The organism is Pseudomonas sp. SJZ079 (assembly GCF_007993865.1).
Taxonomy (GTDB): domain Bacteria; phylum Pseudomonadota; class Gammaproteobacteria; order Pseudomonadales; family Pseudomonadaceae; genus Aquipseudomonas.
This window is the reverse complement of record NZ_VIUH01000036.1, coordinates 12906-26295: the sequence shown is the minus strand read 5'-3', so window position 1 is coordinate 26295 and position 13390 is coordinate 12906. Positions and strand designations below refer to the sequence as shown.

Below are 13390 nucleotides of genomic sequence, written 5' to 3'. Positions count from 1 at the left end.
CGGGGCATTCTTATCTCTGGCTGATGGCGCGCTGCGCCAGCACGCGGGTTGCGGCGCACTGCCCGAGTTGCTTTCAGCCTTGATCGTCGCTCAGCGCCTTGCTGCGCCAGCCCCGGCCGCCGGGCAGCAGCAGGTTGAGCGCGATGGCGATGATGCCGCACAGCGAGATGCCCTTGAGGCTGACGTCGCCGGCGCCGATCACCATGCCGCCGATGCCGAACACCAGCGTCACCGCGACTATCACCAGGTTGCGCGCCTCGGACAGGTCGACCTGGTGGCGGATCAGGGTATTCAGGCCGACCACCGCGATGGAGCCGAACAGCAGGCAGAGGATGCCGCCCATCACCGGTACCGGAATGCTCTGCAGGGCCGCGCCGAACTTGCCGATAAAGGCCAGGAGCATGGCGATCACGGCGGCCCAGAGCATCACCTTGGGGTTGAAGTTCTTGGTCAGCATCACCGCGCCGGTGACTTCCGAATAGGTGGTGTTCGGTGGGCCGCCGAGCAGGCCCGCAGCCGAGGTGGCCAAGCCATCGCCGAGCAGGGTGCGGTGCAGGCCGGGTTTCTTCAGGTAGTTCTTGCCGGTCACGGTGCCGATCGCCAGCACGTCGCCGATATGCTCGATGGCCGGTGCTATGGCCACCGGCAGCATGAACAGAATGGCGCCCCAGTGCAGCTCGGGGGCGACGAAGTTCGGCACGGCCAGCCAAGGTGCGGCGGCAATGGGGGCGAAGTCGATCACCCCGAACGACCAGGACATCCCATAACCCACGGCGACACCGAGGAGAATCGGTACCAGGCGCAGGATGCCGCGACCCACTACGGCCATCACCAGGGTGGTGATCAGCGCCGGCAGGGAGATCATCAAGGCAACGTCATAGGGCACCAGTTGCGCACTGGCGTCACCGGCCTTGCCCATCGCCATGTTGGCGGCGACCGGGGCCAGGCCCAGACCGATGGACATGATCACCGGACCGATCACCACCGGCGGCAGCAGCCGGTCGATGAAGCCGGTGCCCTTGAGGCGCACCGCACCGGCCAGCAGGGTATACATGAGGCCGGCGGCGACCAGGCCGCCGAGCGTCGCGGGCAGACCGAAGTCGGCCTTGGCGGCGAGAATCGGCGCGATGAAGGCGAAGCTGGAGGCGAGAAACACCGGTACCTGGTTCTTGGTCACCAGCTGGAAAATCAGCGTGCCGAGACCCGCGGTGAACAACGCCACGTTAGGGTCCATGCCGGTGATCAGCGGCATCAGCACCAGCGCGCCGAAGGCCACGAAGAGCATTTGCGAGCCGGCCAGGGCCTGGCGCCAGGGGGCATCCTGCATATGATCCTGCATGCTCAGGCGTCCTTCTGCTTGGTGCCGAAGATCTTGTCGCCGGCATCGCCGAGGCCGGGAATGATGTAGCCGTGCTCGTTCAGGCGCTCATCGATTGAGGCGGTGTAGATGGTCACGTCCGGGTGGGCAGCGGCCACCGCCTGGATGCCTTCGGGCGCGGCGACCAGCACCATGGCGCGGATCTCCTTGCAGCCGGCCTTCTTCAGCAGGTCGATGGTGGCGACCATGGAGCCGCCGGTAGCCAGCATCGGGTCGATGATCAGCGCCAGGCGTTCGTCGATCTCCGGCACAAGCTTCTCTAGGTAGGTGTGCGCCTGCAGGGTCTCTTCGTTGCGCGCCACGCCCACGGCGCTGACCTTGGCCCCGGGGATCAGGCTGAGTACGCCGTCGAGCATGCCGATGCCGGCTCGCAGGATCGGCACCACGGTGATCTTCTTGCCGGAGATCTTCTCGACCTGGACCGCGCCACACCAACCCTCGATCTCGTAGCTTTCCAGAGGCAGATCCTTGGTCGCCTCATAGGTCAGCAAGGCCCCGACTTCCTGGGCCAGTTCGCGGAAATTCTTCGTGCTGATATCGACGCGGCGCATCAGGCCGAGCTTGTGGCGGATCAGCGGATGGCGGATCTCGAGAATGGGCATGGCGGGTTCTCCGGCAGGGCTGGCAAAAATGCCGCTAGATTAAAGCATTGGCCGGGCCAAGTGGTGGGCCTATGGCCGAGCCTTTCTAGAGGTTAGCGTTTAATATCCCCAAGTTCGCCGATAAACCCGCCGGTTGCGCGCGAGTTAGGCTGCGCAGGCGCAACGCTCGTCCATCAGGGCTTGCCCCCTGGATGGCAGATGCGTACCTTTGCCGACTTTTATTTTGACGCACCGATCAGGTTCTCTGCCTTGCGCAGTGCCGCCCACTGAAGAGGAATCACCATGTCCGCCGATCTCGCGCACATTCGCCAAGTCATGGCGGAAGCCGATTGCCTGTACACCGAAGCCGAAGTCGAAGCGGCCATTGAGCGGATCGCCGTGGCGATCAATGGCGAGCTGGCCGAACGCAATCCCGTGGTGTTCTGCGTGATGAACGGTGGGTTGATCTTCACTGGCAAGCTGCTGCCCAAACTCGACTTCCCGCTGGAAGTGTCCTACCTGCATGCCACCCGCTACCGCAACGAAACCAGCGGCGGCGAGCTGTTCTGGAAGGCCAAGCCGGAAGTGTCGTTCATCGACCGCGACGTACTGATCATCGACGACATCCTCGATGAAGGGCACACCCTGGGCGCCATCATCGACTTCTGCCGCCACGCCGGCGCCCGCGCGGTGCATACCGCCGTGCTGATCGACAAGGATCACGAGCGCAAGGCGCGCCCGGACCTGAAAGCCGACTACGTCGGGCTGCCCTGTATCGACCGCTACATCTTCGGTTACGGCATGGACTACAAGGGCTACTGGCGCAACGCCGCCGGCATCTTCGCGGTCAAGGGGCTGTAAGCCCATGGACGCACCGCGCTTTCTCGATCAAACCCTGTTCGCCGAACTGGCCGGGAAGGCCGCGGCCAGCCCGCGCCAGCGTCAGCACCATAACTTCCATCAGATGGAAGAGCCTTGCCACCGCATGGCCGTGGGCTTGCAGCCGGACACCTACATCCCGCCGCACCGTCACCTGTCGGCGGACAAGGCCGAAGCCTTGCTGGTGCTCAAGGGACGTCTGGGCCTGCTGATTTTCAGCGACAGCGGCGAGCTGCTGGAAACGCGCGTGCTCGAGGCGGGCGGCGACTGTGTCGGCGTCGACCTGCCGCCCGGGGTGTTCCACGCGCTGGTGGTGCTGGCCGCCGACAGTATTCTGTTCGAGTGCAAGGCCGGGCCCTACCGCCCGGTCGGTGAGGGCGAGCGCGCGCCCTGGGCACCGAACGAAGGCGGGGCGGGCGTCGCCGACTATCTGGCCTGGATGCGTGGGCAGTTCGCCTGAACACAGTTGTGCCGAATTCGTCATCCTGTCCGGGTAAAGGGGTCAAGCCGCTGTAGGCCCCAGGCGCCACTCTAGCCACTGGTTAATAGAGGAGGCTGACCGTGATTCGATTGACCCTGGAACAGGCGCGCGAACTGGCGCAGGACATCTTGCGCAGCAACGGCTTCAGCGAGCCCCATGTACAGGCGGTGAGCGCCACTGTGTTGGCGGGAGAGCGTGATGGCTGCGCCTCCCATGGCCTGTATCGCGTGCTCGGCTGCGTCAGCTCGCTGAAGGCAGGCAAGGTCGTGGCGGACGCCGCACCTGAGGTCATCGATCAGGCCCCGGCGCTGGTTCGGGTGGATGCCAAGGGTGGCTTTTCTCAGCTGGCGTTTCAGGCCGGCTTGCCGGTGCTGGTGGAAAAGGCCAGGCAGTGCGGGATCGCCGCGCTGGCGATTAATCGCTGTGTGCACTTCTCGGCATTGTGGGTCGAGATCGAGGCGCTGACCGGGGCCGGTCTGGTGGCATTCGCCTTCACCCCAAGCCATGCCTGGGTGGCACCGGCAGGTGGCAGCAAGCCGGTGTTCGGCACCAACCCGATTGCCTTCGGTTGGCCACGTGTCGGGCACAATCCGTTCATTTTTGATTTCGCCACCAGTGCGATTGCCCGTGGTGAGATTGAACTGCATCGGCGTGCGGGCAAGCCCATTCCGCTGGGCTGGGGGCTTGACCCGAATGGTCAGCCGAGCACGGATGCCGAGGCGGTCATGAACGGCGCCATGCTGACCTTTGGCGGGCACAAAGGCTCAGCGCTGGCGGCGATGGTGGAGCTGATTGCCGGCCCGCTGATTGGTGATCTGACCAGTGCCGAATCCTTGGCGTTCGACGACGGCAGCAAGTCATCGCCCTATCACGGTGAACTGATCGTGGTGCTTGATCCACGGCGCTTTCTCGGTGATGCCACCGATGAACATCTGGCGCGGGCCGAGGCGATGTTCGAGAGTATCCAGGGCCAGGGTGCGCGCCTGCCATCGCAGCCCCGCTACGAGGCCCGAGCGCGCAGCGCCGAGCAGGGCGTGCAGATTCCCCAGGCCTTGTACGACGAGCTCAAGGCGCTGATGGTCGATTAGTCACGGCTGTTCGGGTGGATGAAATCTGTAGGGTGGGTTAGCGACGCATCGCGGGGTGAAGGTGCGCCTCGGCAACTTTGCGTCGCGTAACCCACCAGGCGGTATCGGCTTCTTTGGTGGGTTACGGCGCAGCCAACTACTCGCCAACCGACAAGGAAGTGGTTAGCGCCTAACCCACCCTACGCAAGCTAAAAAGGCCCCGACTCATTGAGCCGGGGCAAAGCACCGATCTACTTTCTTCCTGGCCGACACCTTTCAGGTTATGGATGGGCGCTGCATCAGGCCGTCAACCAAGCGGGCAATTCCCAGTGGGTTGGCGTTTTGCAGGGCTTGCGGAAGTAATTGATCGGGACAGTTCTGGTAGCACACCGGCCGCAGGAAGCGGCTGATGGCAAGGCTGCCCACCGAGGTGCCGCGTGAGTCCGAGGTGGCAGGGTAAGGGCCACCATGCACCATCGCGTCACACACTTCCACACCCGTTGGGTAGCCGTTGAACAACACCCGGCCGACCTTCTGCTCAAGCACCGCCACTACGTCAGCGAAGGGCGCGAGGTCTTCACGTTCGGCGATCAGGGTGGCGCTCAGCTGTCCGTGTAAACCTTGCAGCGCTGCCAGCAGTTCGGTCTTGTCCGCCACCTCGACCACAATGGTGGTCGGGCCGAAAACTTCTTCCTGGAGCAGTTCGTCGCCATTCAGCAGCAAGCTCACATCCGCTTGGAACAGCTGCGGCTGGGCTTTGCTCTCGGTCTGCCGGGCGCCTGCCAGATGTTCGATGCCAGGGTGCGCAAGGAGGTTGTCGACACCGCGCCGGTAACTGTCGAGGGTGCCGGCATTGAGCATGGTCTGCGCCGGCTGTGCGGCCATCTGGGCGGCGAATTCTTGCAGGAATGCGCTGAATTCAGCCGAACGAATCGCGATGATCAGGCCCGGGTTGGTGCAGAACTGGCCACAGCCAAGCACCACGGACGCACTCAGTTCGCCGGCAATTTTGCTGCCGCGCTGTTGCAGGGCGGTCGGCAGCAGCAGCACCGGGTTGATGCTGGACATCTCGGCGAACACCGGGATCGGCTGCGGACGAGCTGCGGCCATGTCGCACAGCGCCCGGCCGCCCTTGAGGGAACCGGTAAAGCCGACGGCTTGAATCAGTGGGTGCTTGACCAGGTCGGCACCCACACCATTGCCATAGATCATGTTGAACACGCCGGCGGGCATGGCGGTTTTTTCGGCGGCGCGAATGATCGCATCGGCGACGCACTCGGCGGTGGCCATGTGGCCGCTGTGCGCCTTGAATACCACCGGGCAACCGGCGGCTAACGCTGCGGCGGTGTCGCCGCCAGCGGTGGAGAAGGCCAGCGGAAAGTTGCTCGCGCCAAACACTGCGACCGGGCCGACGGCAATGTTGTACTGACGCACATCCGGGCGCGGCAGCGGCTGGCGCTCGGGCAGTGCACTATCAATCCGTGCGCCGTAGAAGTCGCCTCGGCGTAATACCTTGGCGAACAGGCGCATCTGCCCGCTGGTGCGGCCCCGTTCGCCTTGGATGCGTCCTGCGGGCAGTGCGGTTTCGCGGCATACCAGGGCAACGAAGTCCTCCCCCAGGGCGTCGATTTCGTCGGCGATGGCCTCGAGAAACCCGGCGCGGCGGCTGGCCGGGAGACTGCGAAACTGCAAGTAAGCCGCGGCGGCGGCCTTTGCCGCAGTGTCTACTTCGGCAACTGTGGCCTGACTGAAGCGGTAGGGCAGGGCTTCGCCTGTGCAGGCGTCGAAGCTGGTTTGGGTGGCTTGACCAGCAGCGCTGCGAGCGCCGCCGATGTAGTTGTGACCGAGAATTTCCTGCATGCGGGGGGCCTCCGGTGAGGGCCGCGCTCGTTGCCGAGCGTGGCGCTGTTGGCTTGGGGCAGGGCTTACAGGCCGACATCCGGCAGTGCCGGGCGGTTGGCCATGGCCTTGGCCATGATCGTCTCGACGTGGGCGCGGTCCTCGCCTTGCAGGGCCAGGCGTGGCGGGCGGGTCAGGGCGTTGCCGCGCCCGGCGATTTCCTCGCACAGCTTGATGCACTGCACCAGATCCGGGCGGGCGTCGAGGTGGAGGATCGGCATCAACCATTCGTAGATCGGCATGGCCTCGTCGAAGCGGCCGGCCTTGCACAGGCGGAAGATGGTTTCGCCTTCCTTGGGGAAGACGTTGGACATCCCGGAGATCCAGCCCTCGGCGCCGACGGCGATGCTCTCCAGGACCACGTCATCGAGGCCGGCGAACAGGATGAAGCGGTCGCCCACCTGGTTGCGCACGTCGACGAAGCGCCGGGTGTCGCCGGAGGAGTCCTTGAAGCACACCACGTTCTCGATGTCGGCCAGGGAGATGAGGATCTCCGGGGTGACGTCGTTTTTGTAGATCGGCGGGTTGTTGTAGACCATCACCGGCAGGTCGGTGCCCGTGGCGACGCTGCGAAAGTGCGCGGCGGTCTCGTGTGGCTTGGAGGAGTAAACCAGCGCGGGCATCACCATGATGCCGTCGACGCCGACCCGCTCAACCGCCTTGGCCACCTTGGCGGCGCCGGCGCTGGTGAACTCGGCGATGCCGCAGATCACCGGCACGCGGCCAGCGGACGCGTCCTTGGCCACTTCAGTGACGGCCATCTTCTCCTCGATGGTCAGCGAGGTGTTCTCGCCGACGCTGCCGCAGACCACCAGGCCGGATACGCCGTCGCGCACCAGGTTGGAGATCACCTTGTGGGTCTCCTCCAGGTTTACCGAGAAGTCAGGGTTGAATTGAGTGGTGACTGCAGGGAATACCCCGCTCCAGTTGACGCGCTTGCTCATGGTTGTGCCTCCGGTTGCGAATAATGTATTTCGTATACGATATAGTCTTGACGAAGAAATGCCAGACAAATTTTGCATCGATGATGCGGGTCGTTCTGGTGTGCTGTGCTGCTTATCGTGGCAGCTCGTGCCCAGCGGGGTCGCGGCAGGCAGCGAGAGTTTGGCTCAGGCCTCGACCGGCCAGGTATCGGACAGTCGGTAGCCTTGCGGCCAGGGATCGCTCGGGTCGAGCAGGTGCTGGTGAGTGCCGGTGATCCAGGCCCGGCCGGACAGGCAGGGAATGATCGCCGGACGCCCGGCCACCTCGGTGAGGCTATCGATATGGCAGTGGAACTCGGAACCGATGATCGAACGGCCGATAAAGCGCTCGCCGACCTGCAACTGGCCCTTGGCGTGCAGCACCGCCATGCGTGCCGAGCAGCCGGTGCCGGTGGGCGAACGGTCGACCTTGCCGGGGCGGATCACCACCGCGTTGGCCGCGTTGGCGATGCCGTGCTCGCGGCTCACCGGCGCCGCCAGCTGGCAGAAGGAAATATGTGCCCAGTCCGGGTTCAGCGGGTGGACGAAGCCCAGTTGCTGATTGGCTGCACGGGTGATCTGCACGCCGAGGCGCGCCAGGTCGGCGGCTTCGTCGGCGCTGAGGGCAAAGCCCAGGGCGTGGGCGTCGGCGATCACGAAGCTGTCGCCGCCATAGGCGGTGTCCACCTGCAGCGAGCCGATGCCTTCCACCTCGATCCAGGCATCCAGCCGGTCGGCGAAGGAGGGCAGGTTGCGTACCTCGACGCGCTCGACCTTACCATCGCGGCATTGCGCGACGGCCTCGATCAAACCGCCGGGGGCTTCCAGCACCAGGCGGGTTTCTGGCTCGCTCATCGGCAGGATGCCGGTCTCCAATAGCACGGTGGCCACGCACAACGAGTTGGAGCCGGACATCGGCGGGGTGTCGGCCGGCTCCATGATGATCCAGGCCATCTGCGCCCGTGGATCCTTGGCCGGCACCAGCAGATTGACGTGGCGGAACACGCCGCCGCGTGGCTCGTTGAGCATGAAGTTGCGCAAGGTCTGGTCTTCGGCGATCCAGCGCGATTGCGCCCAGACCGTGTCGCCGGGCGGCGGGGCCACGCCGCCGACTATCACATCGCCGACCTCGCCCTCGGCGTGACAGCTGACCACATGAATGACTTTGCTCGAGCGCATGGGGTTCTCCTAGAGCACGGACTTGAGGAAGTCGGCGGTTTCCGCACGCTGCGGATTGACCAGCACTTGCTCGGGTGTGCCGATCTCATGCACCAGACCGTCGCGGAAGAACGCCACGCGGTCGGACACCTCGCGGGCGAAGCTGATCTCGTGGGTTACCAGGACCATGGTCATGCCGTCCTCGGCGAGCAGGCGCATGGTGTCCAGCACCTCGCCGACCAGCTGCGGGTCGAGCGCCGAGGTGGCCTCGTCGAACAGCATGTAGTCAGGTGACATGGCCAGGGCGCGGGCGATGGCCATGCGCTGTTGCTGGCCGCCGGAAAGCTTGCCGGGGAACACATTGAACTTATCGCCGAGGCCGACGTGGGTGAGTTGCTTGATGGCCATTTCCTCTGCCTCGGCGCGGCTTTGGCCACGCACTTTGCGCGGCGCCAGCATGACGTTCTCCAGCACCGTGAGGTGCGGGAAGGCGTTCCATTGCTGGAACACGATGCCGATCTTCTGGCGTAGCTGGTTGAGGTCGGTGGCTTTGTCATGCACCTCGACGCCGTCGACACGAATGCTGCCCTGATGAATCGATTCAAGGCCATTGATGCACATCAGCAGGGTCGACTTACCCGAGCCCGAGCCACCGATGATCGACACCACTTCGCCTTTTTCGACGGTCAGGCTGACGCCCTTGATCACATCCAGGTCGCCGAAGGATTTGTGTACGCTTTCGATCTCAATCATTTTCCTGCCACCTTTTCTCCAGTTGATGACCCAGGCGGGCCACAACCAGGCTGATGAAGTAGTAGATAAGCCCTGCGATGCACAGGACCAGCAGCGGTTCTTGGATGCGTGTGACTATGGTTTGTGAGGAGCGCAGCAGTTCGATGATGCCGATCCACATGACCAGGGCGGTGTCTTTCATCACCGACAGGCACAGGTTCAGCCAGCCCGGAAATGCCACGCGGGTGGCCATCGGCATGACGATGTAGCGCAGGTCTTGCCAGTAGCTCAACCCCAGCGAGCGGCTGGCGCGGCGGACATTGGGCGAGACGGCGAGGACACCGCTGCGCACCACTTCCGTGCAATAGGCCGTGGCGTATACGCCGAGCACTACGCAGGCAACGGTGAACGCACTCCAGTCGAGGCCGACGATGCTTTTCAGCGAGTTGAACAGCACGAACTGGATCAGCAGCGGCACACTGCGGAAGATATCCAGCACCCAGGCCAGCGGCAGGGTCGCTTGCGGCAACGTGGCGCGCAGCAGGCCACAGATTACCCCGCCGAATGTGCCCAGCAGCATCGACCAGAGGGTTAGCGCAATAGTGGTCCAGGCTCCCTGGAGCATGAACAGCAGATCGGTTGAGGTGAGGCTGGTAGTCAACATGGCTATTGCCCTCTTAGTAGCGGAACAGGCGCCAGCCGAGTAGGCGGGCGACCATTACGATGGCTTTGGCAATCAGGTAATAAAGCACTGCCGCGAGCGCGAAATACTCAAAGGTGCGGAAGGTCTTTACGTTGTAGTCCTGGGTGACCCCGGTGAGGTCGTTGTTGAGGCCGACGATGACCCCCAGCGAGGTCATCAGTACGGCCCAGACCATCTGATTGGTCAGGGGGTAGAACACGATGCGCAGTAGCTGCGGAACTATGATCAACCGGTAGGCTTTGAATGCGCTCATCCCCAGTGAACGGGCCGCGCGCATCTGGGTATCGGGAACGGCCTTGAGCCCGCCACGAAAGTTTTCTGCCAGGTAGCCGGCGTTGTTGAACGTGATCCCGGCCAGCAGTGCGGCCCATGAGCTGATGTGCAGGCCGAACGAGCCGAGGCCGAAGTACAACAGGTAGATCTGAAACAACGATGGGGTGTTACGGGCAACCGAGACCCAGGCCCCGGAAACACCCCGCGCCAGCGGGTTCTGGCTCTGCCGCATGACGGTCAACAGCAGCGCGATCAGCACGCCAAAGACCATCGATAGCGCGGCCGTCTCAAAGGTAACCCAGGCACCGCCGAGCATGTCCGGGAGTGCCTTTAAAGCCGAGCGCCAGTGAAAGTTATAGTCAAACATCGCTCAATATTTCCCTTGGCTGATGGGCCTGGCTCAACCAGGCGGGAAGCTCGCCGCTGACAAATCCTCGGCAGGCCGCTTCGACGCAGGCCGCCAGGCTGCCGAAATGCACCGTGCGTCCGACCAGGCCTGGGGCGTAGTGGGCGTACTTGCCTGAGTTGGTCATCAGGCTGGTGGTGCCGACCGGGAGCACCGGCTCGCCGAGCATGCACCAGCAGGTATCGGTCACCAGTTGTGCGCCAAACTCATCGAGTGTCGCCAGGTAGCCCGCCGCGCTGGCTTGTTGCTGCACGTGCCGTCCGCAGGTGATCACCAGGGCGACGTCGGGGTGTTTGCTGCGGCCCTCACACAATGCGGCCAAGGCGGCGAACTCGCTCAAAGAGAAGTGCGGATTGCCTAGCGCTACCAGGCCCAACTGCGGAGACGGCGCACTGTTGAGTTCGTTCCAGCTCTCGAGCAAGCCGGCTGCGCTGACTGTTTCAATGTGCTGGGCTGGGAGGCCGCCCAGCGCCTGCTCTAGGCTGGCGGCTTCTGGGGTAACCCCGACGATGTGGAACATCGGGGCGCCGGAGGTGGTCGCGAATGCGGCGCCAAAGGCCTTTAAATCGTCACGCGTAGGCGCCGCGTTGTGCAAACCATCGAGCACGGGGATCTGGCTGCCCGACAACGCGCCGACGTGATAGCCGAGTAGTGGATAGAACGCATCATCGAGTGGGCCGAGCGGCGCTACTTGAATTAGCAGAGTGGCCAAGCGGCCGGCATCCAGGTGACAGCCGGTGAGTGGTGCGCGACCGGTCAGGGCGATGCAGATATCCAGATAGTCCGGGTATTTCTGCGTCCGGGCGCCGAGTACGCTGTTGGCATACACCACGGCGTTGGATTCAGCCCAGACCACCTGTTCATTGGCCTGCGGCGCGCTGTCGAGCAGGTAGGGTGCGCAGGTGTAACTCAGTTGCGCCCCCATTGCCATATACGCCTCACCGAGTTGGCTGGCGGGTTCGCCGAATGCCGGGTCGATGCCTTGCTGGCGCCAGAGACGCTGGTCGACCGAGATCGAGTTGAGTGTGGTCGGGACTTTGACGGCCGCCCCCCAGGCAAGCAATTGTTCGGCAAAGCGCAGGCTGGCCGGGCCGGTATAGATGCAGCCATCGATGTGCGCCTGGGTGATATCGATCAATTCGCCGGCGCCCTGTAGCTCGGCCATTTGCAAGACGATCTGCATGGCGACCTGCGCGGCCTTGCCGTGTTTGCCTGCCAGCAAGTCGCGGTCCGTGTCGTTCAAGGCAATTGGACCAGTGGCCCCGTGTGTGACGCTGGTCTTTGACGTGGTCGCTTGCCAATTATCCGCGGGAATCTGGGTGAAGGCGCTAACCCGGTCAGCTTCAACGCGGACAAACGCGCAGTCCTGCAGCTGGGAAAAGGCTTCAGGCCCGATGCAGACGACGGGCAAGCCACAGTCAAACAAGCTCTGGGCGATCAGCACGCCCAAGCTGAGAATTTCTTCGGGGTGCGCCACGACCAGTGCGGCCGGGGCATGACCGTTGAGAATAAGTTCCAGGAGTACGCTGCTGCCGGTGCAGGAGCCGCGACCACTGGGGATGGCCAGCACGCGTCCCGCAATGACCTGGCCGCTGAGTGGATGGTGGCGATCGATCACCTCACCGCTAAAGGGATCGACGCCGCCCCAGAAGCTCAGGCCGACTTCGGCATACAGCAACTCGCCTTGTGCATTGCCTGCAACCAGCCTGCGTGCCGTTACTGCGAATTCAGGCATGTTTAACTCCCGCACGGCCGGGTTGGCGACCGTGCGTTAACCAGTGGATGGGGGGGGCGCGTGCTTAGTAGTAAACGCCTGGAACCGTCAGCTCCACCGGAGTGCCACCGACCCACTTCTGGTACAGCTCGGCATAGCGACCCGAACGGACCTGCTGGTTGACGAAGAGGTTGAGGTAGTTGATCAGGCCGTACTCATTGCGCTTGGCCGCCAGGGACACGTAGTCGATGGTGTAGGGCGCATTGCCGGCCACTTTGAGGCCTTTGTATTTGCCTGACTTGAGGGTCGAGGCCGCCACTGTATTGGTCACCACAGAGGCGTCGATGTGACCCTGAGTCACGGCGAGGATGGTGTCGTTCAGGCTTTGGTAGGCGCGGAAGCTGGCGTCATCGCCCCAGCTTTTCACGTCTTTTTCCAGGGCGATCGCCTCGAAGGTGCCACTGGTGTTACCCACTGGGCGACCTTTGAGGTCTGCGTATTTTTCGATGCCACTGTCTTCGCGGGTCAGCACGACCATCTGGAAGGCAAAGTAGGGCACGGTCATCGCCACGGTTTTGGCGCGTTCAAGGGTGTCGGAGGTTGAGGCGACGATGATGTCGGCACGGCCTGAGATCAGCGCGGGAATACGGTCCGGGAACGGTGTTTCGACCACTTCAGGGGTTACCCCAAGGACTTTCGCCAGGTCAGCGCAATAGTCGACGTCAAAACCGGCGGGCTTGTTGCCTTCATCGCGAAAGCCCATGGGGGGGAAGTCCAGGGTCACGGCGCAGCGCAGTTTTCCCGATTCGATGATGTCGTCGAGTTTGTCGGCCTGGGCCTGACCAATTAGCGACGCGCTAAGAGCAACGGTGAGGGCTACGGCAGTTGTTGGATTTTTCATAGGGGCCTCGTGGTGGTGTGGGTCGAGCAGTTATAGAGTCTCGCGTCTTTCGTATCAAGGATTTCGTATACGATATTTTATATGCACTGCCTGTGCCAAGAGACGACGGGGTGCTGGTGGACAGGCAATAAACGGCGCTGTCGGACCGCGCGAGCCGCTGAGGGCGGGCACTGGACCTATTCGTGAAGTGTTCTTGATGAGGCGCGCCGCCCAGCCCGCAGACAGCACGCGCAGAGGTGAGTGTCACCTAGGGGAG

General features: G+C 63.5%; 13 protein-coding genes. 3 read left to right on the top strand and 10 right to left on the bottom strand.

Translation table 11 applies throughout. The annotated features are described in order from the left end of the window. Window positions 1-73: 73 nt before the first annotated feature. Together FBY03_RS21545 and upp are read right to left on the bottom strand one after the other, a co-directional pair. Window positions 74-1339, bottom strand: a complete 1266-nt coding sequence (locus FBY03_RS21545; RefSeq protein WP_178090751.1) for a uracil-xanthine permease family protein — start codon at window positions 1337-1339, stop codon at window positions 74-76. A 2-nt stretch (window positions 1340-1341) separates the two neighbouring features. Continuing rightward, on the bottom strand, window positions 1342-1980 hold the full coding sequence (gene upp, locus FBY03_RS21540; RefSeq protein ID WP_147174391.1) for a uracil phosphoribosyltransferase: 639 nt from the start codon (window positions 1978-1980) through the stop codon (window positions 1342-1344). Window positions 1981-2262: 282 nt separating this feature from the next. Between upp and FBY03_RS21535 the strand changes: the two genes are divergently transcribed. From FBY03_RS21535 to FBY03_RS21525, 3 genes are all read left to right on the top strand, one after another. Continuing rightward, the gene (locus FBY03_RS21535; RefSeq protein WP_147174390.1) at window positions 2263-2820 is read left to right on the top strand and encodes a hypoxanthine-guanine phosphoribosyltransferase; all 558 of its coding nucleotides are present in this window, start codon (window positions 2263-2265) and stop codon (window positions 2818-2820) included. A gap of 4 nt (window positions 2821-2824) precedes the next feature. Then, a complete protein-coding gene (locus FBY03_RS21530) occupies window positions 2825-3298 on the top strand; it encodes a WbuC family cupin fold metalloprotein (RefSeq protein ID WP_147174389.1) in 474 nt (157 codons plus the stop codon). 101 nt (window positions 3299-3399) lie between these two features. After that, window positions 3400-4407, top strand: a complete 1008-nt coding sequence (locus FBY03_RS21525) for an Ldh family oxidoreductase (RefSeq protein ID WP_147174388.1) — start codon at window positions 3400-3402, stop codon at window positions 4405-4407. 255 nt (window positions 4408-4662) lie between these two features. On the opposite strand, the gene FBY03_RS21520 is transcribed toward FBY03_RS21525, so the two are convergent. From FBY03_RS21520 to FBY03_RS21485, 8 genes are all read right to left on the bottom strand, one after another. Further along, window positions 4663-6246: an aldehyde dehydrogenase (NADP(+)) gene (locus FBY03_RS21520; RefSeq protein ID WP_147174387.1), complete on the bottom strand. Its 1584-nt coding sequence runs from the start codon at window positions 6244-6246 to the stop codon at window positions 4663-4665. A 65-nt stretch (window positions 6247-6311) separates the two neighbouring features. Continuing rightward, window positions 6312-7229 (bottom strand): dihydrodipicolinate synthase family protein, encoded by a 918-nt coding sequence (locus tag FBY03_RS21515; RefSeq protein WP_025164824.1) that lies wholly within the window; start codon window positions 7227-7229, stop codon window positions 6312-6314. A gap of 165 nt (window positions 7230-7394) precedes the next feature. Further along, window positions 7395-8426 carry a proline racemase family protein gene (locus FBY03_RS21510; RefSeq protein WP_147174386.1) on the bottom strand — a complete coding sequence of 344 codons (1032 nt, stop codon included), beginning with the start codon at window positions 8424-8426 and terminating at the stop codon, window positions 7395-7397. 9 nt (window positions 8427-8435) lie between these two features. Next, window positions 8436-9158 (bottom strand): amino acid ABC transporter ATP-binding protein, encoded by a 723-nt coding sequence (locus tag FBY03_RS21505; protein WP_147174385.1) that lies wholly within the window; start codon window positions 9156-9158, stop codon window positions 8436-8438. Beyond that, on the bottom strand, window positions 9151-9801 hold the full coding sequence (locus FBY03_RS21500) for an amino acid ABC transporter permease (RefSeq protein ID WP_147174384.1): 651 nt from the start codon (window positions 9799-9801) through the stop codon (window positions 9151-9153). The genes FBY03_RS21505 and FBY03_RS21500 overlap by 8 nt, the downstream gene beginning before the upstream one ends. A gap of 13 nt (window positions 9802-9814) precedes the next feature. Further along, window positions 9815-10480: an amino acid ABC transporter permease gene (locus tag FBY03_RS21495; protein ID WP_079200867.1), complete on the bottom strand. Its 666-nt coding sequence runs from the start codon at window positions 10478-10480 to the stop codon at window positions 9815-9817. Continuing rightward, a complete protein-coding gene (locus tag FBY03_RS21490) occupies window positions 10473-12254 on the bottom strand; it encodes an aconitase X (protein WP_147174383.1) in 1782 nt (593 codons plus the stop codon). Before FBY03_RS21490 ends, FBY03_RS21495 begins: the two co-directional genes overlap by 8 nt. A gap of 64 nt (window positions 12255-12318) precedes the next feature. After that, window positions 12319-13134: a transporter substrate-binding domain-containing protein gene (locus tag FBY03_RS21485; RefSeq protein WP_147174382.1), complete on the bottom strand. Its 816-nt coding sequence runs from the start codon at window positions 13132-13134 to the stop codon at window positions 12319-12321. Between the last annotated feature and the right edge of the window lie 256 nt (window positions 13135-13390).